Origin of the sequence: Bacillus sp. FSL K6-0042, assembly GCF_038006685.1 — a bacterium.
Lineage (GTDB): Bacteria > Bacillota > Bacilli > Bacillales > Bacillaceae_G > Bacillus_A > Bacillus_A pseudomycoides.
Genome location: NZ_JBBOVS010000001.1, coordinates 1 through 26,389, shown reverse-complemented (window position 1 = coordinate 26,389; position 26,389 = coordinate 1). Strand labels below are relative to the sequence as shown.

General features: G+C 34.2%; 19 protein-coding genes and 5 pseudogenes. 9 read left to right on the top strand and 15 right to left on the bottom strand.

What is annotated here, in order from left to right; translation table 11 throughout:
* Positions 1–255 precede the first annotated feature (255 nt).
* Complete coding sequence (locus MHH45_RS00110; protein ID WP_088094646.1) at positions 256–774, top strand: DUF1374 domain-containing protein; 519 nt, start codon at positions 256–258, stop codon at positions 772–774.
* Positions 775–928: 154 nt separating this feature from the next.
* A complete protein-coding gene (locus MHH45_RS00105; RefSeq protein WP_016115625.1) occupies positions 929–1,357 on the top strand; it encodes an HIT family protein in 429 nt (142 codons plus the stop codon).
* A gap of 213 nt (positions 1,358–1,570) precedes the next feature.
* Here the strand turns inward: MHH45_RS00105 and MHH45_RS00100 are convergent, their stop codons facing one another.
* The 7 genes and pseudogenes from MHH45_RS00100 to MHH45_RS00075 form a co-directional block, all read right to left on the bottom strand.
* Positions 1,571–2,098, bottom strand: coding sequence for a DUF4352 domain-containing protein (locus MHH45_RS00100; protein ID WP_006097608.1), 528 nt, complete (start codon positions 2,096–2,098; stop codon positions 1,571–1,573).
* Positions 2,099–2,389: 291 nt separating this feature from the next.
* Positions 2,390–2,917, bottom strand: a complete 528-nt coding sequence (locus MHH45_RS00095) for a DUF2812 domain-containing protein (protein ID WP_016115626.1) — start codon at positions 2,915–2,917, stop codon at positions 2,390–2,392.
* Between the two features lies 1 nt (position 2,918).
* Positions 2,919–3,233, bottom strand: a complete 315-nt coding sequence (locus MHH45_RS00090; protein WP_016115627.1) for a PadR family transcriptional regulator — start codon at positions 3,231–3,233, stop codon at positions 2,919–2,921.
* Between the two features lie 176 nt (positions 3,234–3,409).
* On the bottom strand, positions 3,410–4,870 hold the full coding sequence (locus MHH45_RS00085; RefSeq protein WP_016133108.1) for an IS1182 family transposase: 1,461 nt from the start codon (positions 4,868–4,870) through the stop codon (positions 3,410–3,412).
* Positions 4,871–5,374: 504 nt separating this feature from the next.
* A complete protein-coding gene (locus MHH45_RS27900; RefSeq protein WP_445290629.1) occupies positions 5,375–5,533 on the bottom strand; it encodes an LPXTG cell wall anchor domain-containing protein in 159 nt (52 codons plus the stop codon).
* Between the two features lie 57 nt (positions 5,534–5,590).
* A pseudogene (locus MHH45_RS00080) lies at positions 5,591–7,831 on the bottom strand (M4 family metallopeptidase); the annotation flags it as partial.
* 270 nt (positions 7,832–8,101) lie between these two features.
* A pseudogene (locus tag MHH45_RS00075) lies at positions 8,102–8,680 on the bottom strand (IS6 family transposase); the annotation flags it as partial.
* 1,015 nt (positions 8,681–9,695) lie between these two features.
* Between MHH45_RS00075 and MHH45_RS00070 the strand changes: the two are divergent.
* Complete coding sequence (locus MHH45_RS00070) at positions 9,696–11,126, top strand: IS4 family transposase (protein ID WP_016113305.1); 1,431 nt, start codon at positions 9,696–9,698, stop codon at positions 11,124–11,126.
* A gap of 232 nt (positions 11,127–11,358) precedes the next feature.
* Complete coding sequence (locus tag MHH45_RS00065) at positions 11,359–12,789, top strand: IS4 family transposase (protein WP_051124587.1); 1,431 nt, start codon at positions 11,359–11,361, stop codon at positions 12,787–12,789.
* A 303-nt stretch (positions 12,790–13,092) separates the two neighbouring features.
* Here MHH45_RS00065 and MHH45_RS00060 read toward each other — a convergent pair.
* Positions 13,093–13,701, bottom strand: a pseudogene (locus tag MHH45_RS00060) (integrase core domain-containing protein).
* Between the two features lie 202 nt (positions 13,702–13,903).
* Here MHH45_RS00060 and MHH45_RS00055 point away from each other — a divergent pair.
* A complete protein-coding gene (locus MHH45_RS00055) occupies positions 13,904–14,380 on the top strand; it encodes a hypothetical protein (protein ID WP_275857597.1) in 477 nt (158 codons plus the stop codon).
* 13 nt (positions 14,381–14,393) lie between these two features.
* Positions 14,394–14,708 carry a DUF6572 domain-containing protein gene (locus MHH45_RS00050; RefSeq protein WP_016133188.1) on the top strand — a complete coding sequence of 105 codons (315 nt, stop codon included), beginning with the start codon at positions 14,394–14,396 and terminating at the stop codon, positions 14,706–14,708.
* A gap of 658 nt (positions 14,709–15,366) precedes the next feature.
* On the opposite strand, the gene MHH45_RS00045 is transcribed toward MHH45_RS00050, so the two are convergent.
* Both MHH45_RS00045 and MHH45_RS00040 read right to left on the bottom strand, forming a co-directional pair.
* Positions 15,367–16,473, bottom strand: coding sequence for an alpha/beta hydrolase (locus tag MHH45_RS00045; RefSeq protein ID WP_016133189.1), 1,107 nt, complete (start codon positions 16,471–16,473; stop codon positions 15,367–15,369).
* Between the two features lie 314 nt (positions 16,474–16,787).
* On the bottom strand, positions 16,788–19,079 hold the full coding sequence (locus tag MHH45_RS00040) for a glycoside hydrolase family 3 C-terminal domain-containing protein (RefSeq protein ID WP_016133190.1): 2,292 nt from the start codon (positions 19,077–19,079) through the stop codon (positions 16,788–16,790).
* A gap of 157 nt (positions 19,080–19,236) precedes the next feature.
* Here MHH45_RS00040 and MHH45_RS00035 point away from each other — a divergent pair, with 157 nt between their 5' ends.
* Positions 19,237–20,472: a helix-turn-helix domain-containing protein gene (locus tag MHH45_RS00035; protein WP_016115641.1), complete on the top strand. Its 1,236-nt coding sequence runs from the start codon at positions 19,237–19,239 to the stop codon at positions 20,470–20,472.
* A gap of 50 nt (positions 20,473–20,522) precedes the next feature.
* Here MHH45_RS00035 and MHH45_RS00030 read toward each other — a convergent pair.
* Positions 20,523–20,846: pseudogene (locus MHH45_RS00030) on the bottom strand (hypothetical protein); the annotation flags it as partial.
* A gap of 277 nt (positions 20,847–21,123) precedes the next feature.
* Between MHH45_RS00030 and MHH45_RS00025 the strand changes: the two are divergent.
* Positions 21,124–21,498 carry a hypothetical protein gene (locus tag MHH45_RS00025; protein ID WP_016115643.1) on the top strand — a complete coding sequence of 125 codons (375 nt, stop codon included), beginning with the start codon at positions 21,124–21,126 and terminating at the stop codon, positions 21,496–21,498.
* 333 nt (positions 21,499–21,831) lie between these two features.
* Here the strand turns inward: MHH45_RS00025 and MHH45_RS27895 are convergent.
* A pseudogene (locus MHH45_RS27895) lies at positions 21,832–22,019 on the bottom strand (hypothetical protein).
* 378 nt (positions 22,020–22,397) lie between these two features.
* On the opposite strand from MHH45_RS27895, the gene MHH45_RS00020 reads away from it, so the two are divergent.
* Positions 22,398–23,420 (top strand): CamS family sex pheromone protein, encoded by a 1,023-nt coding sequence (locus MHH45_RS00020; RefSeq protein WP_016133191.1) that lies wholly within the window; start codon positions 22,398–22,400, stop codon positions 23,418–23,420.
* Positions 23,421–23,623: 203 nt separating this feature from the next.
* Here MHH45_RS00020 and MHH45_RS00015 read toward each other — a convergent pair whose 3' ends face one another.
* The 3 genes from MHH45_RS00015 to MHH45_RS00005 all read right to left on the bottom strand — a co-directional run.
* Positions 23,624–24,823, bottom strand: coding sequence for an ABC transporter permease (locus tag MHH45_RS00015; RefSeq protein ID WP_016115645.1), 1,200 nt, complete (start codon positions 24,821–24,823; stop codon positions 23,624–23,626).
* Entirely contained in the window at positions 24,820–25,500 is a 681-nt protein-coding gene (locus MHH45_RS00010; protein ID WP_016131767.1) for an ABC transporter ATP-binding protein, read from the bottom strand. The genes MHH45_RS00015 and MHH45_RS00010 overlap by 4 nt, the downstream gene beginning before the upstream one ends.
* The coding region (locus MHH45_RS00005; RefSeq protein ID WP_340861615.1) for an efflux RND transporter periplasmic adaptor subunit at positions 25,497–26,389 on the bottom strand (893 nt) is incomplete at its 5' end. The genes MHH45_RS00010 and MHH45_RS00005, both read right to left, overlap by 4 nt.

Sequence of the window (26,389 nt, the reverse complement as noted above, 5' to 3'; positions counted from 1 at the left end):
CACCACATGTAAAACAACCTAACAGAGCAGGTTAACCCCAAAACGAAAAAAATGAACTTTGTTGCTATAAAAGGCACAAAATTTTCGTTTTGGGGGTACTTCAAAATCTTAGCTTGATGGTGAGGCCTAATAGGTCGTTACGTAAACTTCGTATGAATACTTTATTCATACGAAGAATATATGAATTCTCCCCTTTGAGAAGGTTTATTACAGGATAAAAGGGAATATTATCCACAAAAGGAAAGGGGTAAATTCATGAAAAAAAATATATTATTGCTGGCCTTATCATTATCCCTATATCAATCCGCTTGTTCGACTGAGACAAACACTGATAATACATCTACTACTGATCAACCAAAAGGAAAAACCGCCTCAATACAACAAGAGAAAAATCGTAAGCCTATTTTCTTTCAAGGAAAGGAGATAAAGAAGATTGAGCTTATATCGACTAAAGTAAAAAACAAAAAGGCAGTTATAAACCTAGAGTTTGATCAAATTATTAAAGCCATGGAACATACAGGAATATATAAGGATCGAGAAAGAGTTATTTCTCTTTTTCTGGATGACGAGGCGAAGAACGCGATAGATTACAAGATGATTATAAATTACCAAGACAATTCTAAAGAAATATATTTAATATGGTTAGAGAAAAATCCAACCGTTATAATTGCTCGACAAGACAATGAAGAACAAAAACATCTTGAACATTACATAATAAAAGGTGAGGACGCAAATCAAATATTAAATTTGTTTAAAAATGATAATGCAACATAACTTCCAATAATGAGACGTTATGTCTACCTGACATGAATAGGGTATGCAGGATTCTTTGTTCAACTAACGGTGCGGTTTTGTTGAACAAGGTATAAAATTATTGGGAGAAAAAATAAGTACCAAAGGGATTTAATTATCCAAAGGGGGAGCACATATGACTATAAACTCAGAATGTTTAGGTTGTAGATTATCTAACCAAATTGAACCAGTAAATATTGTATTTGAAAATGAGTATGTTTGTTGTTTCCTGGACATTGAACCTTTTAACGAGGGACATACCTTAATTCTTCCTAAAAAACATTATTTAGATGTTGAAGAATTAGATATTGAAACTGCAAATGCTATTATGATAGCGTCTATGACCATTTCAAAAGCACTAAAAAAATTATTTAATCCTGATGGGATCACGATTTGTCAAAATGGTGGGAAATTCAATGATTTGACGCATTATCATATGCACGTCATTCCGAGGTTTGAAGGAGAACCTTTTTACTGTGAGGAACAAAAAAATAATATCAGAGAAAAAGCTAAGTTTTTAGAAACAAAAACTAATTTGAAAAATTTGATTGAAGAGTTATCTTGAACGAAAGAGTGCGATACTTGAACAAGGGTATCACATTTACTTCCGCTTTCGAATTTTATGTAAATAAGCTGTCCATATGGACAGCTTATTGTATTTTTTTGCTTAGTTTGGGTTTTTTCCGAAATGCTGGCGATACCCCATTAATTAGATATAGTATGTGAAATTTTAAAAGAAGACACTCAATTCGGGTGTCTTTTCTTTTTGTAGATATTATTATTGAAGATTTACTCGAACTTCTTCTTCTGATAAGGAAATTGGTTTGAAGATTAATTGAAGCTTAGGATCTCCTTGTTTTGATTCGAAAGCAATAGTTCCAGTTATTTTCCCATTTTGTGCAAGTTTTCCAAAATTCAATTGAGTATCTTGGTTAATCATAGTTAACGTTGGATCTACAATATTTCCTTCACTGTTTTGTAAACTGAAATCGTGAGCATTATAATGTATTTCTTCTTTGCCGCCGTTTTCTATAGTTACATTAGCGATTAAAAATTCATGACCCTCTTTAGGTTTATCGAATTCTCCACCTGGAGACTTTTCAACATTTGTAACAGTTAATTTGTGATTTCCAAGTTTAATTGTTTCGCCAACTTTAAATTTTTTTTTCTCTTCTTTCTTTTCAGTTGTTTGTTCTGTTTTTGTATCATTTGATACTTTCTTGGCAGTTTCTTCTGTATCACTACATCCCGCTAGACTTATAGCAAGCGCTCCAGTTATAACGAGTGTACCCATCTTCTTATACATTTCGTTTCCTCCAATTATGTAAAATGTATGATTCCTGAACTATCATAACAAATATGGTTACAACTTTTTTGTCAGATTATGTCGAACATAAATAAAAAAAGAGAGCATAAGCTCTCAGATGGAAAATGTTTCTTCTACAAGGGGTCACCATACATGCCCATCAACTTAAGAATTCAGAACTATCCCAAAACGAAAAAATGAGCTTTTTTGTTATAAGTTAGCACAAAATTTCGTTCTGGGGGTACTATAAATTTTTAGCTTGATAGCAATGTGGCGGGACCCCTTTCTATACTATTTTGTTCGAATCGAATGGTAGTAGGTCGCCATTAATGTCATTAACATTGGAATGGTAATGACAAGGGAAAATAAGAAAACTATCGAAAATATTGTACTTAATACCCCTGAACTTACCGAATGAACTAAATAACTTACAATCAGCATGGTCATACTAATTAAAACTGTTGACATAACTGGTTGTCTAAGTGTTTTTATTTTCTCCTGTTTTGTTTCTTTATCTGTATAAATTGGTCTTGTACCAGGTTTGGCCTTAAATAGGTGCACACCATAATAACTTGAACAAACATATTCCCAACCTGCCAATTCAAACATTTCAATATATTCTTCCAATTCATTTTCTGCTAATGGTCTTATATCAAGACTAAAAATAGTATCTTCAGCAACGCCCTTTTCTAATTCATATCCCATTCGTTTAAAACGTTTCACAATCCATCCTTTTGCAGCATACTTTCTTAGCTTTTTTAAATCTATTTCTTCTGAAAAAGCAATCCCATTTGACATGATGTATTTTGTTTTCCCCATTTTAGTTCTCCCCTTTTAATCCATTTTCAGCAAAATCAAGCATCGTTTTACGTCTCAAAATATCTTGTTCCAACACTTCTCTACCTTTATCTGTCAAAACATATACTTTTCTACGTGAGTCTGAATCATCAAATAATTCAATGTAAGATTCGGTTATTAACTTTTTAATAATTGTGTATAGTGATGCAGGCCCAATTACTACTTTCCCCTTTGTTAATTCTTCAATCAAGCTCATCACCGCATAGCCATGCCTTGGTTTGGTGAATCCTGCCATAATATAAAATACAGAATCAGTTAACTGCTCTAATGATTTCATTTTATTCCTACTCTCCTATATCACTTTATGATATATCTAAAAATAATATATCATAAAGTGATATATTAAACAATAAAAAAGATGGAGTTAATATTGAGGGCACTGAAAAACTTCCGTTTTTCATCTCATAAAACACATGTAAAACAAGAAAGGCGACTTTTCTTTCTATATTTTTGTTACTTTTTTTCTTTTAATAGGGTCATAATTCGTTTTAAGTTAACAGCGAATATGGCCATTGCTCCTTGCATTTGCATGCCAATCAGACCCGAGGAAGATGCCACATCATACCCGGGTCTGTGCTTCAGTTCACTATTTTCCGCTTCAATTTTATAACGCTCTTTCCCCTTTTCTTTGAAGTATGTACTTTCCTGAAATGCCTGTTGTTCCTTATGTTCTGTCGATTTTATGGTGACAGAATACGTCTTACTTTTCGCGCCCTCTTTATAACACCCATCTTTAAATGGACATACTTTACATTTGTTGATATCAAAATAGTAAGTGTGGCTTTGATTCTTGTTTGTTCCCTTTTTACCAGTACGTGCTTTACGGATAGCCATATGTCCAGCTTTACAAACGTACATACCCGCATCTTTATTAAACTCAAATTCATCTTCTTTTTTACGTGGTCCTTGTGTCACAATTGTGTTTAATTTAGCGACTAATTGTAATTCATGTTGATTGGCATATTGAATATTATTTTTCTCTGAATAAGCAGTATCTCCAATGACCGTATCAATTTCCATTCCTGTTTCACGACTTTTTTCAACCAATGTTTGAAGGTATTTTCCATCGCTTTTTTCACCTGTTGTAATCACCGCCGCTGTAATGATACGTTCTTCGTTCATCGCAATATGTGTTTTATATCCAAAGAAAGAGAAGTCGGCTGTTTTATGTCCAATTCGTGCATCAGGATCTTGTGAAAATTGAAGGTGTTCTTGGTGGTCTTCTACAATTTCTTTCAAATAGTTGAGTTTTTCTTTCACATTTGGATATTTACGAATCATTTCTTCTTTTTCTACCGCTTCAATGACTTTTTGACAATATTCGAGTTCGTCACCTAAGTCATTCGTCGTTGTTTTAGGTGGGAATTTTTCTTTCATTCCTTCATCGATTTGATAAACCGCTTTGCGGAGTAGTTTTGATTTCTCCATTAAAAATTCTTTCGGCGATTTTTGATTGAAGCGTGCTTTTGTATGCGTAGCGTCAACAATAATTGATTTACTTGTAATCAAGTCCTTTTCCTGTGCAATTTCCACTGTTTTTTGGATGAGCATGTCAAGTAACCCTACATCTTTTAAACGAAGCTTACGAAACTTCGTTAACGAACTAGGGTCGATCACCATATCTTCTGGTGCCATATCTAAGAAATATTTAAAAGACATGTCATATTTTGAGCGTTCGACAACATCTACATCGGATAAATCAAAAATGGATTTTAACAATAAATATTTGAACATACGAACGGGCGGCACTGCATTGCGACCGTTATCGAGACAATATTTATCCTTCAATTCTTCTAAAACAAAAGAAAAATCAACCATTTCATTAAATTGACGAAGCATATTATCTTTTGGCACGACGATATCGTAAATCGCCATGAATGGACTAAGGTTAAGAGATTGTTGTTTTGAAATCATCCGGAACACCACCTAGAATTAGTACAACCATTATACATGAAAAAAGTGAAAGCTTCCTCGATGAAATCGAGGAAGCTTTCACTTTTTAAACTATGAGGACTTTTTCAGTGCCCTCATATTAGGGGATCTTTTTTTCAAAAGGCTAGTTTTTTGGTAACAAACTTTGCGCTTAACGTACAGTGTATCAGTTAAAATGTGTCCAATTTGTGTTTAAACGTACAAGTTTCTTTTTTGGATATGGTGAGGCCTACTATGTAAATCAGACTCTAGCTGAATATTAATAAAAGTTCATAAAAAACGCCATCTTTTCTGTATACCGAATATTAGCCTCTTATGGATTTGAACCTCTCCTCATTTATCCCCTAAACAATAGTGTTTTTATATTAACTTCGAAATGTTTATATTAGAAAATTAGTTTATAAAAGTTGATAAAAAGACACCTTCAATATTTGAAGGTGCTTTTTAATTCACTGCAATAATACAATAAAATGCAATAAGTTACTATTATTTTAATACCTTTCTAAATTTACGACCAAAAGAAAGAACAATACCTGCAAGAACCATCAATACACCCATTGCTGCACTGTTATTTGTACTTGCACCCGTTTTTGGAAGCTTTTTATATGTAACTTCTTTTTTATCAGAAGTACTATTATTTAAGATAGTACTGTTACCAGTATCAGAAGCAGTGCTGTTGTTAGTGTTGTTATTGTCATTATCAGGGCCATTACCGTTGTTAGTGTCTTTATCTTTCACAACCACTTTTTGTATTGTAGTTACCTCATTACCTGCGGAATCTTTGACACTATATATTACTTCATAAGTACCGGCTTTAGATGTATCTACTTTACCATCAACTGTTACTTTAGAAGTAAGGTCACCGTCTTCTTTATCAGTAGCTGATACTCCTGCCATTGGGTCGAATGAATCTCCTACATTAATTGTTGCTCCAACAGGCACTGTTAATTTAGGTTCCATACCTGGAGTTTCTCCATTTCCCTCTACAATTACAGTCTGTGTAGCCGTTGCATTAACCCCTTGGGAATCGACAACCGAATACTCCACAATGTATTTACCTGGTTTAGAAGTATCTACATTGCCTTTATGTTTTACTCTATTTGTTAAATCACCATCTTCTTTATCAACAGCTTTTACACCTCTCATCGGGTCGAACGTATCACCTACATGTAGTGTAGTTGTAAACGGTACAGTTAACTCCAGCGCTTGGTTTTCCGCAGTTTTTTTCACTGTTACCTTAATTTTTGCTGCATCAAAAGCTTTTTGGACTGCTTGAGCTTCAGTTGATTTCGCACCATATTTATTTGCTGCAACTCGAAGGCATGCCGATCTCAATTCGGAGAAACCAGAAGTCATGTTTAATTCATCAGTGTTTGCATAATAGAAAATATCAAACATTTTATCCTCGCCAATACCTTTTACAGTTACACCGTTATGAGTGCCACCTTTTGCAATTAAATACGCAACTTTATTAATAATACTTGAGTTGAAATGAACACCTCCATTATCCCATCCATTAAAATCGTTAAATTCACTATAATCATCTGGATACGGTACTCCAGTTGAAGAAGGAACTGAAGATGGATTTGCCATATCACGGAAAACTGATCCAGTTTGTTCTCCCATTGTCCAGTTGAATTTCCCATTGTTTATATATTTCTCAATAGCTGTTCCCATAATATCAGATAACGCCTCGTTAATCGCACCAGATTCTCCGGAATATTCAAGGTTGGATTCGCTAGATGTAACCGCATGTGTAAATTCATGTCCTGCTACGTCAAATGCCTTTACAATAGGATCTCCATATACAAGCATGCTACTATTATTAATATTAGCACTGAATGCATTCTCCCAATTTTTCGGATCATTTGTATCTTCAGAATCCCACCCATGTACAACTGAAGCTACTTTTTGTCCCTTATTATCAAAACTATTACGTTCGTATTTATTTTTATAAAAATCATATACCTTTGTTGCTAAGAAATGAGCACTTACCGCTTTTGGATCATTAAATGTTGTTGAAGTGCTAGTTGCTAGTATACCAGGGTAATATCTTTCCTCTTTATTAATATCTCTGTATTTCACATCATACGTTTCAATTCCTTGCCCTCTAGTGTAATCAGCAAGTGCATATTTCCCATTACTTTGTTTAGAAATACCAAATGTACGAGATATACCTAAATCATCTTTTCCTGTTCCAGTTAATGATGTAAGATTGCTTTTTCTACTTTCCTTTAAGGCTCCAACAAGCTTTTTACTTGCTTTTAAATCTGATTCTTGTACCATATTTTTTAACATTTCGCCATTATTAGCATTCACTAGATAAGTCCCAGATACATATTTTGGTGTTGCAGCAGCAAATGTAACCTGGTATGCATTGCTGGCTTGTCCATTATTTTCATCAACAAAAATAACTTCCTTTACTTCTGGCTCAGAAACAAAATTGATATCATTCCCGTACTTCGTATAAATATATTGTTTCGCTTCTTCTTGTGATAGATTAATAGGCTTCGTTAAATCTTCTTGTTTTAAATTTTGCGCACTATCCCCTGAAACACTTTTAATAACACCCTTTTTATCTACGTGTGCAGTCAATTGATATCCATATACTTCTTTTTCTTCGTATGTTTGTTGCATGCGCACAAGTGTAGTCCCATCATAAGAACCACGCTTTTGAAGAACCTTATAATCTACTCCCGTTTCTCCATTAACTTGTTTTGGGGACAAAGCTTGCTCGGTCTTTTCCTTAAGAGCATCTTTTACTACATTCTCTGGTGCCTTTTGTGATGGTTGTGTAAGTTCACCTGTACGGAACGAATCCTCCTGAATTTGAACTTGTAGTTGATCCGTTTCCTCTGCATGACCTACTCCATATGGTGTTACAGCTGTTAAAGCTAATCCTGTTGTTAATGCAACTGTAGCTCTTCTTTTTTTATTTTTCATGATATTTACCTCGTATAATTCCCAAAAATATTAAGCTTTTAAAAAGTAGTATACTGTCTGTTCCTGTCGAAAAAAAGAGAAAATGAAAAAAATCATGTAACATTATGCAAAACTGCATAATTTAATGTCGATAATCAGCTATTTAAATTCAGTTATTCTAGAAAAAATTACTGTTTATAATGAATTTTTCTTTTATAGATTATATTAGAGGTTCTGGTGCAAAAATGTTAGTTAGAAACATAGAGTGGCAATTTCCTCTTCATTTCTATCTTATGAAGCTAAGCCAAACAATTTATGAATAAATTGTTTCTGGCTTTGGACAGACTTGTCCGGTAAACCAAGTTGCCCTTTTTTCATTATATGCATGGCTTCAACACCACTCAATATAGAGATAGCTGTTTTAAATGACTTGAACCCTAACATAGAACAAACTCGTCTTTTAATAAATAGGTGGTCTTGTTCTACTATATTATTGAGATATTTCACTTGTCTTAGTTGTATACCTTCAGGCATATGTTTCTCTTCTTTCAACTCTTGAATCGCTACGGGATAGGCAGGGTTCTTATCCACTGCTATCACGCGAGGTTTAGAAACATACGAAAAAGCCAAGGATTTCTTGAAAAAGCGCTTGGCTGCTTGTTTATCCCTTGATTTACTTAAATAAAAATCAATTGTATTTCCCTCTGAATCAACTGCACGATATAAGTACATCCATTGACCTTTTACTTTAATATAGGTTTCATCGACTCTCCACGAATCATTTGTTGATTTAAGATGATGTCGTACTTTCTCTTCTAATTGAGATCCATATTGATGAACCCAGCGCATAATCGTTGTGTGGGCAATTGTATGGAAACTATCAAAAAAACAATAACCAATAAATAAAGGTGAGAGTAATGTTTAGAACGTGGGAAGTACCCTAATAGCTTATTAGGGGTACAGCCGAGATACGTGTAAAAACAGGCCATGGACTTACTTTTATTTCCAATTATATTTAAAATTGTCTTATTAAAAAAATGTTTTAAACTAGGGGTAGCGTCACATCGCCATCAAGCTAATATTTTAGATTACCCCTAAACCAAAATTTTTCTTTTTTTTAATTGATTGATAGTAAACAAGAAAGGTTGGCAATTTGCCAACCTTTCTTGTTTGTAGAGTTTTAATTTTCGGTTATCAAACCAATAATAACCAAAATAATATCCTGTTTGAATTGTTTTCCTTTAAAATATCCTACGTAGTATTCTCCTCATGACTTTTTTTCTAAAGTTTAACAAAATTTGAGAATCTTTGAAACGTTGAAATAGTCGGAATCTTTAGACTAATAAAGGGGTTATATGATAATATATTCATGTGCATTACTTTCCCATATTTACAATAAACTTACACATAATTAAAAATATTGAGGTGATTCATTAGTGGTTAATAATACGTGTGAAACTAGAAAGTATTATTCAATATATAAAAAACGTTTTTATAATTCCGTTTTTTCAATCCCTTTAGTTGCTTTAGCTTTATTTATATTATCTTCTGTACAACTAGAATTAACTACTTTTTTGCTTATTACTTTTGTTTCTGTTGTTATATTGCTCTTTCAATTAATATATTTTTATAGAAAATGGAAGGTTCTGTTGCAAAGTTAAAAAAAGCATACGTAGGTTTATAAATTAAAGTTAAATTTTAGTCAGTTGCTAATAACAAATCTAATTCATTGTACGCCGAAACGACGGAGTCTGCTTAAAGACTTCGTCTTTGTTTATAGAGGGGTAGCGTCACATCGCTATCAAGCTAATAAAACAAAATCCCCCCTAAAATAAAAAAATACGCTATTCTTTCTGTAGAATCATAAGAAAGGATGGCGTTTTTTATGTCTATTTCTGTATCCGATGAATTACAGCTATTCGCTCAAGAGATTCAAAGCTTGTTATCTCCAAATACTTTACGGGACCTTGCTAAAGACGTTGGTTTTGTGCAACGAACCAGTAAGTACCAAGCAAAAGATTTAGTTGCTTTATGTGTATGGATGAGCCAAAATGTCGCTACGACTTCTTTAACTCAGTTATCTAGCTGTTTAGAAGCATCAACAGAAGTGCTCATCAGTCCTGAGGGATTGAATCAACGGTTTAATAAAACGGCCGTCCAATTTTTGCAACACATATTAGCTGAACTACTAAACCAAAAATTGGCCTCATCTATACCGATTTCTTCTCCATATACTTCTGTTTTTAAGCGTATTCGTATTTTAGATTCAACTGCATTTCAGCTCCCAGATTCCTTTTCATTCGTTTATCCAGGTGCAGGAGGCTGCAGCCATACAGCGGGGGTGAAAATTCAGCTTGAATATGATTTATTAAGTGGACGGTTCCTGCATATTCATACCGGTCCAGGTAAACAACATGATCGAACCTACGGTTCTCTGTGTGTCCCAACTGTGACAGCGAATGATTTATGTATCCGAGATTTAGGATATTTTCATCTGAAAGATCTTCAACATATACAGGATAAAAAGGCTTACTATATCTCTCGTATCAAGTCGAATACACGTATTTATCAAAAAAATCCCAATCCTGATTATTTTAAAGATGGAAGAATCAAGAAAGGTACAGAGTATATACAAATAGATATGGAGGATTTAATGAACTCTCTTCTGCCAGGACAAACATGTGAAATATCCAACGCTTATGTAGGAATGAAGGATAAGGTACAAACTCGTGTGATTGTTCATCGACTAACAAAAGAACAACAAGAAAAACGACTACAAGATCAAACCGTAAGAGAAAAAAAGAAAGGAATGAAGTATTCTCCTCGTAGTAAACGACTCAGTGGTATCAATGTATATATGACAAACACTTCTACAGATGTTGTACCAATGGAACAAGTACATGATTGGTATTCTTTACGTTGGCAAATCGAAATTTTATTTAAAACGTGGAAATCATTCTTTTGCATTCATCATTGTAAAAAGATAAAACAAGAACGATTAGAATGCCATTTGTATGGGCAACTGATTGCCATTCTACTCTGTTCTTCTATTATGTTTCAAATGCGGAAGTTACTTCTTATGAAGAAGAAACAAGAATTGAGTGAATATAAAGCTATTTATATGATTAAAGACTATTTTTTTCTTCTATTCCAAGCTATACAGAAAGACACCCAAGAGCTATCAAAGATTCTAATTCGCCTGTTCAACCTCCTACAGCAAAATGGGCGAAAATCTCATCGATATGAGAAGAAAACAGTCTTTGATATATTAGGTGTCGTTTACAATTGTACCACGTCTGATAATCAAGCGGCTTAATTCAAAAAAATGAAACCCGATAGGGTTTATTTCGTATGCAAATCTTTAAATTCTCTACACATAATCTTTATAAAAAAGAAACAACCTCTATAATAATTAACGTTGTATGAGCTTAGCTTGATAGCGATGGGGTAGCGTCACACATCCATCAACTTAAGGATTTAGACTATTCTTGAAGTTAAAAGCACGTTACTATTCTCTTATGTTAATGAGAAAGGGTGACGTGCTTTTTATGAATATGCATCAAAAACAAGAGTTGTCTTTATTTGCCGAAGAGTTATATCGCTATATGTCTCCTGCTACACTTAATCAATTAGCTATAGAAGCAGGCGGAATGAAACGAAAACGTAAGTGCCATGGGCACCATTTTTTATCTTTGTGTGTATGGTTAAATCAACAAATCGCTACTACCTCTCTTACTCAACTTTGTAGTCAATTAGAAACTTCAACAGGAATTTTATTAAGTCCTGAGGGACTTAATCGGCGATTTAACTCGGCTTCTGTAGCCTTCTTTCGAACTGTATTTACTACACTTCTACAAGCTAAAATTGGGGGATTATCTAAGATTTCTCATGCTCTTTCTACTTACTTTGAGCGTATTCTTATCCTTGATTCTACAACATTTCAAGTGCCGGATCGATTTGCATCTACTTATCCTGGTGCCGGAGGATGTAGTCATAAAGCTGGTGTAAAAATTCAACTGGAGTATGACTTGTTGAGTGGAGAATTTTCTGATGTGAAAATTGAACCAGGAAAACGAAGTGATCAAGCGTATGGTGCGACTCGAACAGGTATGGCACAAAAGAATGAACTATATATTCGTGACTTAGGATATTTTCGTTTACAAGACTTTAAGTCTATTCAAGATAAGCAAGGATATTATTTATCACGTCTTAAGTTACCAACTAAGATATATAGAAAGGAATTCGAAACAGTCATATTTAAAACAAAACCCGCTCAACTGAGGCCGGTATATATACAAATTCATTTGGAAGACATTATGAACCAATTACAACCTGGCCAAGTGTATGAATTACATGATGTATATGTAGGGAGCAAAGACAAACTACCTACTCGCATTGTGGTTTATAAATGTACGGAGGAGCAAAAACAAAAACGCCTACGTGATCGAGCTATTCGTGAAAAGAAAAAAGGAATTACATATACAGAGCGTACGAAACTTTTACAAGGAATTACGGTATATATGACAAACATTCCTACGGAATGGGTACCAAAAGAGAAAATCTATGATTTATATTCACTACGTTGGCAAATTGAACTGTTATTTAAAATATGGAAATCCTGGTTTCAAATTCATCGTTGTAAATCTATTAAACAAGAGCGATTAGAATGTCATCTTTATGGACAACTCATTAGTATCCTATTATGTTCTTCTACAATGTTTAAGATGAGAGAACTCCTATTACGTAAGAAACAGAAAGAGCTAAGTGAATATAAAGCGATGTACATAATTAAAGATTATTTTTCACTTTTTCACCAAGCATTACACAAAAACACCCAAGAGCTATCAAAGGTTCTCCTTCGTCTGTTTAACCTCCTACAGCGCAACGGACGAAAATCTCATCGATACGAGAAAAAGACAGTCTTTGACATTTTGGGTGTTGTGTATGAGTATACCACTTCTACTCATCAGGTAGCATAGTAAAAAAATTCAAACCCGTCAGGGTTTATTTGATATGCCTACTTTTATAACATCTATAAACGATAATAAAATATTACGTGAAAAGACCCCATTTTGTATAAAAATATACCTTAAGTTGATGGATGTGTGGCGAGACCCCACATCGCTATCAAGCTAATATTAGGAAAGCTCAGTTTCAGAAGAAACTTTTTCTTTTTCTAAAAAACCAGTGTAGATCATTGGAGATTCTGCATATCAAATGAAAACGTATCAACTTATTATTTTTGGATTTGAGTCAATATTTTGGACACAAGAAAGTTAAATCTAAGCTACCTTTTTAGCTAGATCTTCTATTGCTTGAGGAGTTTTATAACCAATGCTACTATGAATTCGCTTGCGGTTATAAAACCCTTCAATATATTGAAATAGTGCTAGATTTACCTGTTCAAATGTGACGTATTGTGTACGATATACTTCTTCTTTCTTTAAAATGGCATGAAACGACTCGATACAAGCGTTGTCATACGGACGGCCTTTCTTACTGAAAGAGGGCTTTATGTTGTAATTCGCGAGTAAGGTTTGAAATCCTTGCCAAGAGCTTGGCACATCCTATGAACAGAGTGTGTTTCTTTTTGACAATCGATAAATTGATGTAATTCTGTATCTTTTATTTTTTCGCGAATATGGCCATAGCCTTTTTAAAATCTCATTTTCCTCTTTCAGACGAAGCATTTCTTTCTGCATTTGTTTCATATCTTCTAGCGTCATTTCTTCCTCATCAATCGTTGTGATAGGAGAGTATTTCTTAATCCATTTATAAACCGTTACTTCTGATACACCATACTCGCTGCTTAGTTCTTTCACAGATCGTTCTGAATGATATAATTCAACAACCATCTTTTTAAATTCTTCATTAAATTTCTTATTTGCCATACGGACACTTCCTCCTTGAAATCCATTGTAAGGACTTAACTAAGTTGTGTCCATGTGACTATACTAACTCCAATTTTTAGATAAGATGATTAGTACTTCGATAAAAGAAGATTTGAAAAAGTATAAATTAAAATCAAGAGGTGGAATTTATTATAAGAAAATAAGACAATATTTTATATATATGCATATTGGTGTGACTGGTATGGAAAATGATATTGTTAGAATTAGAGGGTATATGAAGCCCTATATAATAGATGACATTTTTTGGGGAGTTTTTGATATGAAATCTAATAGTAATGACCCTATCGGATTACGAGCAAACGGTGCATATAAAGTTGACGGATTTGAAGATTTCTACAATGATGTAAAATATGGTGACGTAGAAAGTCTAAGAGATGTTTCTAAAGAATTAATAGGTAAATGCTATGAAGATTTGGAGGAAACTGTGAATCATTTCAAAAAATTTGACGAATTTCTTCATTTTTCAAAATCTTCGGGTAAAAATCAACTTTATGATTATAATCTTTTTGATATGTTATTATTAATAAACGCAAGAAAATATAAAGAAGCTAAAAGTATTGCAACAAATCTAATAAAAAAACACGAATATGGCAGATTTAGTAATGAAGGGAAAAATATATATGAGTACATTGTAGATTATTGCAATAAACATATATAGGATAGGAGAAAAGATGGCAATTACAGATTTGGAACAGATAGATGCAATCGGAGTAGAAGATAAAAAGCTAAAGTTGATAATAATAGACTATCTAGACTGGGAATATGAAGACATGCATCTAGACGTACTACAAGAAAAAATTAATAACTACTTAATATATCTCGAAGATAAGCAGTATATTAAAGATTATGGAGACAACTTTGAGAAAAAAATAATTGATATACATTTTCAACATGGTATTTCGGGAAATGGCTTGAAATTTCTGAACGTAGTTTCCAGCCAACTAAACGATTCTGACATATTCATCAATATTCACTTACCAGAATAATAATTCTTTCTTTCATATAGTTCTGTTTACGCTTATTTTGCATAAGTCATACAAGACCTCCTTTCTATTTATACCCGGATAAAAATCAAGATTAATTACAAATGTGTATCATCAATACAAGGATGTATATTTTGGCAATTAAATCTAAGAAATTTCGAACATTAATTAACATTTTTTTAGTTTTTCTAAACAAATAAAAAAGGATAAACGGTTAATAACCATTTATCCTTGAAAACAACTGTATAGTTCATCCTACCTATTTTTGTATGGCAACATATGAATCTATTATTTCTCCTATTTTATACAAATATATATCCATTGCTAAATTTTGATTCCGTCCATGCTCCATCTCACGTTCAATCTATTTCAACGAAACGATAGAATTCCCATAATTATGTAATCATTTGAAAAATTAAATCGGAAGCCGTGTCTGAAAGGCCATAGCTGATCGTTCTCCCCAGCCTACTTGTTTCTTCATCATGACAATCTGCTTTTTCGATAAAGTAAAACTTCCATCAGTGAGAGATTTCCCTCGTCCCTCACTGGTGGAAAGCTCTCACCAATCAAGCACATGCCAGCAGTTATCCCCCACCTCTCTTCTTCGCTTTTCTCTGCATCTTGAGGTGAAGAATAACTGCCCGTAAATCGCGGAATAAAATTAAGCAAACACTCGCTTGATCTCTTTTGCAATTTCATTCATTAAATCTTCTGCTTGCGGATACAAACCAATTTTATCCATAAAAGCATGGTCTGTACCATTGTACTGAATCAGCTTCGTAGGAACCCCGCTGCGTGCTAGTTTTGCCGCGTAAGCTTCACACTCTACTTTTAAATAATCAAATTCGGCAGTTGCAATCAGCGTCTCCGGCATACCGCTTAACTGATCCGACAGCAGTGGAGAAACATGGGGATCTGTGATTTTCCCATTATTTTGCAAATAAATTTGGAAAAGTACCCTACTGCTTTCACCCAACGCTGTAACCAGTGGAGTGATTATCTCTGCATGGTTACGAATCTCATACTGATCAAGGCTCCAGTTGAAATCCTCGGTTTGGACGCCGGCCATATTCACTGATGGATAAATAAGCGCCTGAAATTTAATCATCTCCGTCCCCTTCTCACGATCCATTAACGCACACACTGTAGATAAATTACCACCCGCACTGTCTCCAGAAATGGCAATTTGCTGTGGATTCACACGAATTTCTTCAGCGTGCTCATACACCCATGTTACGGATTCGAAACAATCTGTCAACCCTGCTGGATATGGATACTCAGGGGCTAAACGGTAATCAACAGAAATAACAACGGCACCTGCCTTTTCTGCCAATGCTTTACACGGATTTTCCACGACATCAACACTTCCGGCTATGAATCCTCCGCCGTGAATGAAGACAACAGCAGGCAGAACTCCTTCGTTAGAAGGTGTATAGATCCGCAGAGGAATCGGTCCATTTGTTCCATTAATTGTTTTATAAGTGGTTTCAACCTGACTTTTCGTAACGTCGTCATTGTTCCAACCCATCATAGCCCGCATTCCCGTAACAAAACCCATAGTATTTGAAGGATTAAATGGCTGGTTTTCCATCGCAGCCATTTTTTCTGCCGTTTGTAAAGTCACTTGGAGAACTCGAGGGTCTAATTCACCAATCGCATCAGAATCAGGAATCGGTTTAGCAATAAAATCGATTCCTCTTTTTTTGACAGCTTGTATCTCCTCACTCAGTTTAGAAACTAGATTAACGTAAGTAGTTGTATTACTCATTATTACCGTCTCCTTTTCTGATAATTTTAATTTTGGAAAACTTTGTTACCGAGTTCTTCAGTATTTTGCTGTACGAGAATCCTCAATCTAATCATACACGGCCGAGCACCCGCTTTCAGACTAGGCATTAAAGATTCGTTATTCATATGATCTGCAGTATAATAACTATCTATCATTTCAATACATAATTCACTATTTTCTAACAAGGTCGTACCACATTCATAACCATGATTAAAATTCGAAACAATAAGCCTCGATTATTCAAGTTAACCTTAACAAAGAATGTTCAAATAGACAGAAAACTAATTCGCCGCTTAACGATTCATTTGCTCATTGTTTAATAGCTCAATCATTTCACACAACATTTCCTCCGTAAAAGCACCTGCGCTAAAGTTCACTAGTGCACGTAATGGCATATAGTTCAGCATGGCATCCATCAATTCGGAGGCATCACTATCCCCTTCAGTCATACTAGCAAGCGGATTATCTTCTAATGCCTTTACCATAAGCTCTTTTGCAATTGGTGCTAAAATTGGATTCGCAAATAAGTCCCCAAGTAACGTATTACGGTGTACTGGTTTTCGAATTAAAGCCGTTGATTGAACATAAATGCTGTCATGTAAAACAATCTCTTTTGAAGACTTTCCTACCAAAATTTCAAACTCACCTGTTTCAACATGCCAGTCCTTCAATTCAACGTTATAATAAGCAAATGATCTTTTAGCTAACGTAAAGGTAACTGTTTTTTCTTCGCCCGGCTGTAATTCCACTTTTTCAAATCCTTTTAGCTCTTTCTCAGGACGGATCACACTGCTTTCAACATCTTTTATATAAAGCTGAACAATTTCTTTACCTGCTGTACTACCAGTATTTTTCACGTTTACACTGACAGAAACAGTCTCCGTATCTTTTATTTCTTTCTTATTAATTGAAAGATTGCTATACTCAAAGTTTGTATAGCTTAACCCAAAACCAAATGGGAACAATGGCTCAATATTTTTCGTATCGTAATAACGGTATCCGACGAACACACCCTCTTTGTATTCCACTTTGTCACCTTCACCAGGGAAGTTTAAGTAAGAAGGATTATCGCTTAAAACTTTCGGGAATGTTTCCGCTAATTTCCCGCTTGGATTCACATCACCAAATAATAAATCAGCAATCGCTCCGCCTAATGCTTGTCCACCCAAATAGCCTTCAAGTATTCCTTTTACTTTACCTATCCATGGCATTTCAATTGGAGCACCGTTACTTAAAACTACAACGATATTACTTTGAACTTCTGCAACGGCTTCAATTAATTGCACGTGATTTTCTGGCATCTGTAAATGCTTCCGATCATATCCTTCTGATTCATAACGATCTGGAAGTCCAACGAAAAGAACCACTGTATCTGCTCCAGCTGCTACTTCTTTTGCTTCATTAATCATGTTTTCATCTAAAACATCACTGGCAAGATCATAGCCTTGGGCAAATAATATATTCGTATTTTTACCTGATACAGTTTCAATTTCTTCGAGAATGCTTTCAAGTTTTGTTGGATTAATATGAGAGCTTCCGCCGCCTTGATAGCGAGGTTCCTTTGCGAATCCCCCAATCACAGCTACCGTTCCTTCTTTTTTCAATGGAAGAATGTTATCTTCATTTTTTAACAACACCATGCTTTCGCGTGCGACTTCTCTTGCAAGCTGATGATGCGCATCCTTACTATACACAGCGTTTTCTCGTTGGTTATCAGCGGTTTTAAAAATAGCGTTAAGAAGACGTTCTACTGCTTGATCAAGCTTTTCTACAGATAGCTGACCGCAGTTAACTGCATCAACAATCTTCTTTTCACCAATCCCAAAGCTTGAAGGCATTTCTAGTTCCAAACCGTTCGCTAAACCTGTAACACGCTCATTTATTGCACCCCAATCAGAAACGACAAAACCTTCAAATCCCCATTCATCCCTTAAAATATCCTTTAACAAATAGTCATTTTCCGAAGCGTATTCACCATTCACCTTGTTGTAAGCACTCATTACTGTCCATGGCTGTGCCTCCTTAACAGCGTCCTCAAAGCTGGCAAGATAGATTTCGCGCAATGTTCTCTCATCAATAATTGCATCGGTCGACATTCTGCGATGTTCCTGATTATTGGCAGCGAAATGTTTTAATGATGTTCCAACTCCTTGACTTTGTACGCCGTTAATATGATTCGCAGCCATTTGAGATGATAAATAAGGGTCCTCTGAAAAATATTCAAAGTTTCTTCCGCACAGCGGCGAACGCTTAATGTTTGCACCTGGCCCAAGAAGAACACCGACATTTTCAGCCTGACATTCCTCTCCTAATGCAACTCCTACTTGTTTTATTAATTCTTTATTCCACGTACTCGCTAACCCTACTGCTGATGGGAAACAAGTAGCTGGGACACTATTATAAATCCCTAAGTGATCTGCTCCCTCTGCCTGTTTCCTAAGTCCATGCGGTCCATCAGTTACCATAATGGAAGGAATTCCTAATCGCTCAATCCCTTTTGTATTCCAAAAGTCTAATCCAGAACATAGACTTGCCTTTTCTTCTAGTGTCATTTGTGAAATAATTTGCTTAATATCCCTTTCCATGATAATCCTCCTAATCAAAAGATTATTAAGTGAGCACTTTCTTAAACCTATTATAGTTTTTATTTTTTTGATATTATGGTATTTTTTTTAGAATAATTGTAAAAATTTTAGCTGATGTTATATATTGGCTGAGTTTTAACGAATGGAGGTTAAAATAATGAATTTCTCCAAACTAGAGGATTTAGATTATATTTGTAAGCTGGTCTTTGACATGCATAAAATACCTATCTTTTTTATTGATAACAAGGGAGATTTAGTATTTGAACACTCCCGCAATTTTCAGCATAGCCCCTTGTATACTTCAAAAGAGGAGATATTTCGTCAACTATTTAGGGAGGAAAACTTCTATCGTTTTCCAGTACTGAGGGAGACCTCCTGCCTTGAAAACTTTTTCTCAATTAACCTGCGTTCAAATGACCAACTTAGCGGGAACATCATTGTCGGTCCTGTCCTTTATTCGAGGCTATCAGAAGTATCAATTAAAGGAATCATCAATGACCTTCATCTAAAAATAAACAAGGATGAAATGGTTGGATATTATCATTCTCTCCCTGTTTTAAGCAATTTGAATTTTTTAAATTTGAGCATGGTCCTTTATTACATGCTGTATCAACAAAAATTAGACATGGTTGATATCCTACAAAAAAATATGCTGTTAGAAAAGGAAAAATTTGAAGTGGAACAGCCCGATATACGTATATCGGAACGCCGTCAAAATTTACTGACTCATATCGATCCACTGGCTGAGAAGAAAATCTTTGCGTGTATTAAGGAAGGGAAAAAGGATGATTTAATTCAAAACCTAAAGGGATTACCTGAATCAGGGAATCCGGGGGTGTTGTCGAAAACGAGTCACCTGCGAAGCCAAAAAAATTCCGCCATCGCAGCCATCACACTTGCGACTAGAGCTGCCGTAGATGGTGGACTATTCCCTGAAATCGCATATACCCTTAGTGACTTACTCATCCAAAACCTTGAAGAAATAAAAGAAAGTAAAGCTATTATTCCATTTTTGGAGAATGCTTTACTTGAGTTCTCGGAACGAGTAAAAAATGGGAAGATGCAAAAGTATTCAAAACCCATAAACGCATGTCAAAATTATATATTCACTCATCTTTACGAAGATATTACACTTTCCCATCTAGCAAAAATAGCCGCACTAAATTCTAGTTATTTGTCTTTCCTTTTCAAAAAAGAAGTGGGAATTTCACTAGGCGAATATATTCAGCGTGCTAAGATAGATGAGGCAAAAAGCTTAATGACCTATACGAGACATTCTTTATCCGAAATTTCCACACTATTAAACTTTCATGACCAAAGTCATTTTACGAAAGTCTTTAAAAAACATACTGGTGTTTCACCTAAACAATTTAAAAATGGGGGTGTTAAATAAATCCTGTCATCTTTTTCTTTTTCAACTTTATTTCTCTATAACCACAATGCTTTTCCATTAATATCCGCGTGTGTACAAATAGATAAAATTCCCTCTACTGCACCTTTACAAACCATTAGGTTCATATTACTCGTATCTTTGACAACGACAGACATACGACGCCGAGCAAAATCAAAAGGAATCTCATCTACTTTATGAAATTCTGTTGTATCCAATTGATGTTTCTCTTCTGTATGCTCAATAACGGCTTTATCGATAAGATTTTTTAATCCTGTCTGATAAAAGCTATTTAGATACGCTAATTGTAATACACTTTTACTTTGGTTTCCTGTTGGATCTAGATGAAGAACTAACACGATTTTATCTTTTCGAATCAACCTTTCAATATAGATTTTATCCAATTATTTTAGAATATTAAAATAATTAATAATAATACAAGCAACGAATATACTATTCATTTTTTTGTTATCATTATCATTTTTTATTTGTGACAACTTGTTGAACAACGGATTATTATACATAACCTAAAAAAAAATAGAGAATAATGTAGAATTTTGTCTAATGATATGTATGTACACTTCCTATCTGCTAGATATAGACTGTGAAGTGTAAGGACCTTATCTTACAAAAAACTTAAAGGAGGCTTATAAAATGGGGAAATTCACAGGATTTTCAAAGTTTACACTTGCTACATTAATAGGAATAGGTAGCTTAGGTGCCTTTTCTCAAACAGAAGGTGTAAAAGCTGAAAGTTTGGATCGTATTTCTCATGAAAATGTTGAATTTAATTCACCTTCTACTATCACAAATACTTTTGAACAAAGAGCTAATATTGTCCCTGAATCAAAAGTAATCACAAACCATTATGTGAAGTACTCAAAAACTAGTTATCAGGTTAAAGAAAGTATTCCAAAAGAAATTTATTATTCATCAAATGGTTTTAAAGGTTATATACAAGCAACAACTATAATTGATATTGGTGACCATTTCCTGACTCTCTATTCCGGAACTGTAATTCGATGTTAATTTCATGATTACGTTTATTAAAAGTAGTTTAAAACTTGTGGATTTACAAAAAATAAACCACAAAATTATTCAATTTTATGGTTTATCAAATAAAAGATAATGCTAAGACTACGTCTAATGCTCTTAGATTACCTTCCCCAAAGTTAATTATAGAGTATTAAAGTATTACTGTACAATCAAAAAGCACTCGAATGAGTGCTTTTTGATTGCTATTCCTAATGAAATTCTTTTTCTTTTCTAAAATCTGTTCATACTATTGATTCACAAAGCACTTATGCCCAGATATACAAATCATTTGTGTGAGATTTTTACATACATGTTTGAAATAAAAACTTACATGAATGATTTTAAAAGTTCTTGTACTAATGGAATTTCTCCACCTACAAATTTTAAAACTGCCATTACGATCGCCATAGTATTTCCTTCTCTTGTTTGAGTATTAAGATGTGGTAAATCTTATACCCTTATTTCAGTAAACGCTTACAAATAAATCAACACATTTTTAATATGCAATATTTCATATTAAAAATGTGTTTCATACCGTTATAATATAATAGATAAATTCTAAAGTACTCTTAAGTGAACAAAACAGCTAATGAACATATAAAAAAGAAGAGGATTATAAAAACCCTCTTCTTTTTTATGTTAATAAATCTAAACTTGGATTCATGTTGGTCCTACGTAAGTAGTAATTAATTAAGTAGCAGAATATCCAGAAGAGATAGTTACAAATGTTTTTTACGGCTTTTTTTATATAAATATCATATTTTTATTTTTAACGTTAGGAAATATTGTTAGATGCATATATATATTTTCATTAATCTCTTTTTTTTTAGATATTTGGTGATACACTATATGTTGTATAAAAAAAGAGCAATGGTTAAAGGTGGTTATTATAGGTGAAAAAGATATCATTATTTTTGATAATTATTAGTTTGTTATTAAGTGCTTGTAATGGTACTAATATTATTAAAAAAGAAGAGAAAGTTGTAGAAAAAAATACGAAGGGAAATAGCATTATTCCGAAATATTCTATTTCTGATAATTATTATAAAACTATTATTCCTTTAAAAGAACATAAAATAATAAATACAGTTAATATACAAACTAATTCTAAATTAGATATAGATAAATTAGAATTAGGTTTAATGAATATGGCATCTAAGCAATTTGATACAAAAAATCATTTATTACAAAGAAGTGAATATATTTCTCAAAAAACAATAGACGAACTACTCACAAAACAAGAAGTACCTTATGTATCTAATATTATAGAATATGATTATTATACTAAGAAAAATTCAGGTGAATTGAGTTTAGCTGGTGTTGTTATCGGTTTAGCCATGACTTCAAATCATTCTAATGAAGAAGCAAATGTTAAGGGCAGTGAAATTGCTAATCAACTTTTAAAAGTTCTTTATGATAATAAGAACTTTGTAAAAGTTCCTATTACTTTTTCTATTTTTAAACAGGAAGCTTCTGATTCTTTAAAAGCCGGTACTTTTATTTCTAGTGTAACAGTACAAAAAGGTGAGAATAGTATAGGACAGTGGGTTAATATTAACGAAAAATCCTTTGCTTATCCTTCTGATGATTTTAAACAAGTATATAATAAAGATAATGAAAAGTTAGATAAGTTTTCTAATAAAGTGAAAGACTTCAATAAAGCTGATTATATACCGGTTAATGCTACAGTTTTTTATAAAGATGATCATATGGATACTGTAAATATGAATGTGTTAGTTAAATTTAATGGTAAATCAGAACTGATTGCTTTTACACAAATGATAGTCCAAGAGATACTTGATGCTTTCTCTAAAGATGTTAAGGTTCAAATGAATATAAAGTCAGAGCAAAAAGTTGAAGCAGTTGTTGTAAGAGAAAAAAATGAAGATGAACCTTTTGTTTCTTTTATTGAATAATAAAAATAAAAAAGACAGTTATTATACTGTCTTTTTTACTTTTATTATTAGTTTAATGTACCATGATTATTTTATCATTAGCGCTTTAAAATAATTGGGCGAACAAATGTAAAAAGATTGTACTTTGAAACAGATTCTACATAGGGTTTTAGATCTACAATTGTACCCGCTTCTATAATCTTAAGTTGTTGCCCCGATTTAACCTATTCGTAACGAAGTGCTTCAATCGGATCTAATTTCGCCGCCTTATTTGCTGGAATTAACCCGAAGATAATACCAAGCGTCATCGAGAATAATACGCCGCCAACAACTACTTGCCATGAAACGAGTGGTGGCCATTTCGCAAATGTGGAAACAATATATGCGCCCCCGTAACCAAGACCAATCCCGATTAATCCACCAAGAAGCGTTAACATAACAGCCTCAATTAAGAATTGCAGTAAAATTTTACTGCGCGTTGCTCCAAGTGCTTTACGTACCCCAATTTCACGGGTACGCTCTGTTACGGATACGAGCATAATGTTCATAACGCCAATACCACCAACGACTAACGAAATACCCGCGATACCGCCGATAATCATCGTCATGATATTTGTTACTTTAGAAACACCTTCTTGGAATTCTTTTAAATTCACCATTTCATACTTACCAGAAGCATCGCTTGGTTTACGGCTATTTAAAACCTCAACAGCCTTTTTACCTGCAGTTTCTAGATTATCTATATTTTTTGACTGTACAGAAATATTTTGAATTTCATCTTTTCCATATAATGTTGGCCATAATGTAATTGGAATTAATGCTTCTGAAGGGCCCATTCCCATAAACTCATTATCTGACTTGTACACGCCGATAATTTGCATCGGTTGGCCTTTCATTTCAATAATTTTGCCAACGGGATTTTCTTTCTTAAACACCTTATCTTCCATACTCGTACTAATCATGACCACGTTATTCCCTTGGGACATATCCGTTTCATTTAGTGAGCGACCTTTTACTACTTTCGTTTTATTCACTGCAAAATATTCACTATCTAGCCCTATAACATTAACCACCTCTTTTTTATCATTAATATCGAGTGGTTCCATTGTATTATTTGTTGTAATAACATGCGCAATCTCCGGAATTTTCTTTACTTCAAAGATATCTTCCTCTGTTAATTTCGGTCTTTCCGTTGCTCCCATCCCATACGGATCATTCATATCCGCAGTGAAGTGAATTGGCATCACATTATTACCAGAGCCAGCAATTTGCGACTTTAACATCACCTCCCCGCCTTGCCCAATCGCAACAACAGTAATAATAGAACCTACACCGATAATAATCCCAAGCATCGTAAGCGCTGAGCGCAGTTTATGAGCTAGAATAGAAGAGAGAGCAATCTTTATACTATCTAGTAAACTCATACCACACACCTTCTATCTTCTGTAATTTTCCCGTCCCTTAGCACGATTCGGCGTGAAGAATATGCAGCAACTTCTTCTTCATGCGTAACCATGATAATCGTCGTACCTTCTGCATTTAACTTTGTGAAGATGTCCATAACTTGCTCCCCAGACTTTGTATCAAGAGCACCAGTTGGCTCATCCGCCATAATAAACGTTGGATTATTCGCAATGGAACGCGCGATAGCCACACGCTGTTTTTGTCCACCTGAAAGTTCGCTCGGCAGGTGGTGCACACGGTCGGTCAATCCGACTTTCCCCAGTGCTTCAAGAGCTCTCTGACGACGCTCTGCTTTCTTCACACCGCCATATATAAGCGGTAGTTCTACATTTTCTACTGCTGAAAGACGTGGCAATAAGTTAAAATGCTGGAATACAAAGCCTATATACTCATTACGAATAAGGGCAAGCTTTGCTTCATCTGCCGTTAAGATATTCACGCCGTTTAACACATATTCGCCTTCTGTTGGACGATCTAAACAACCGATAATATTCATAAGGGTTGATTTCCCTGAGCCAGATGGTCCCATAATGGAAACAAACTCACCGTTTTGAATTGTTAAACTAATACCATGTAAAATCGGTACCGCTAGCTTCCCTTGGTAATATGTTTTATGAATATTGTTTAACGTAATCATTTTTCTTTCACTTCCATTCCGTCATACACGTTGTCGGAAGGATTTTTAACCACCTTTTGTCCCACTGTTACACCTTCAAGGATTTCTGTCCAATCTCCATCAGTAGAACCTTTTTTCACATTTTGTTTACGAAGTTTTCCTTTGTCTTCTACATAAACAAATAGATTACCAGATTTTTCAATAATACTTTTACTAGGAACAGCAATCATCTTCTTATTCTCTAAGTTTACTTGCAGTGATACGTGATAGCCTGAAGATAAACCTTCTTGACCATCTAAACTAGCTTTATATGTATACTGAGACATATTTTGTGTTCCCTCACCAACACTAGCTGCTTGTGCCATCTCTGCACTTGTCGGGAATTCACTTATCTCTGTAATTTTACCTGTCCATTTCTTCTTGTTATTGGCTTTTGCAGTTGCTGTAAATGTTTGATCCTTTTGGATTTGTGATTTTTGAAGTTCTGTTAACGTCCCTTGAATTTGGAATGGATCTTTAGAAGCGATTTGTAAAAATGACTTTCCTTGTCCACCCATCGCTTGCGTCGAACTTTGTGCTGCATCTTTATCTAATTTTTGTACAACACCAGCAAAATTACTATAAATTGTGAGTTCATCTTGTTTTTTCTTTAATTGTTGTGATTGTAATTGACCTTTTTCTTTCTCAAGTTCAGTTGTTTTTTGCTTTATTTCTAGTTCACTTACTTGCTCTTCTAACGGATCTGTTACTTCTTTCCCAGCGCCGCTATCTTTCGCTTTCTTAATCTGATTCTTTAATGAATCTATTTTCTTTTTCCCTTGATCATAGCGCATACTTGCCATTTTTTGATCAAGCTCAGCTTGTTTCATTTGTAAATTGATTTCTTCATTATCATAAGAGAATAATTTCG

What these genes read in the sequence shown, in the direction of transcription:
- MHH45_RS00025 (WP_016115643.1), top strand. Translation starts at nt 21,124, where the DNA reads ATGGGGAAATTCACAGGATTTTCAAAGTTTACACTTGCTACATTAATA.
- MHH45_RS00055 (WP_275857597.1), top strand. Translation starts at nt 13,904, where the DNA reads ATGGAAAATGATATTGTTAGAATTAGAGGGTATATGAAGCCCTATATA.
- MHH45_RS00110 (WP_088094646.1), top strand. Translation starts at nt 256, where the DNA reads ATGAAAAAAAATATATTATTGCTGGCCTTATCATTATCCCTATATCAA.
- MHH45_RS00095 (WP_016115626.1), bottom strand. Translation starts at nt 2,917, where the DNA reads ATGGGGAAAACAAAATACATCATGTCAAATGGGATTGCTTTTTCAGAA.
- MHH45_RS00050 (WP_016133188.1), top strand. Translation starts at nt 14,394, where the DNA reads ATGGCAATTACAGATTTGGAACAGATAGATGCAATCGGAGTAGAAGAT.
- MHH45_RS00065 (WP_051124587.1), top strand. Translation starts at nt 11,359, where the DNA reads ATGAATATGCATCAAAAACAAGAGTTGTCTTTATTTGCCGAAGAGTTA.
- MHH45_RS00010 (WP_016131767.1), bottom strand. Translation starts at nt 25,500, where the DNA reads ATGATTACGTTAAACAATATTCATAAAACATATTACCAAGGGAAGCTA.
- MHH45_RS00015 (WP_016115645.1), bottom strand. Translation starts at nt 24,823, where the DNA reads ATGAGTTTACTAGATAGTATAAAGATTGCTCTCTCTTCTATTCTAGCT.
- MHH45_RS00090 (WP_016115627.1), bottom strand. Translation starts at nt 3,233, where the DNA reads ATGAAATCATTAGAGCAGTTAACTGATTCTGTATTTTATATTATGGCA.
- MHH45_RS00070 (WP_016113305.1), top strand. Translation starts at nt 9,696, where the DNA reads ATGTCTATTTCTGTATCCGATGAATTACAGCTATTCGCTCAAGAGATT.
- MHH45_RS00085 (WP_016133108.1), bottom strand. Translation starts at nt 4,870, where the DNA reads ATGATTTCAAAACAACAATCTCTTAACCTTAGTCCATTCATGGCGATT.
- MHH45_RS00105 (WP_016115625.1), top strand. Translation starts at nt 929, where the DNA reads ATGACTATAAACTCAGAATGTTTAGGTTGTAGATTATCTAACCAAATT.
- MHH45_RS00040 (WP_016133190.1), bottom strand. Translation starts at nt 19,079, where the DNA reads ATGGAAAGGGATATTAAGCAAATTATTTCACAAATGACACTAGAAGAA.
- MHH45_RS00035 (WP_016115641.1), top strand. Translation starts at nt 19,237, where the DNA reads ATGAATTTCTCCAAACTAGAGGATTTAGATTATATTTGTAAGCTGGTC.
- MHH45_RS00045 (WP_016133189.1), bottom strand. Translation starts at nt 16,473, where the DNA reads ATGAGTAATACAACTACTTACGTTAATCTAGTTTCTAAACTGAGTGAG.
- MHH45_RS00100 (WP_006097608.1), bottom strand. Translation starts at nt 2,098, where the DNA reads ATGTATAAGAAGATGGGTACACTCGTTATAACTGGAGCGCTTGCTATA.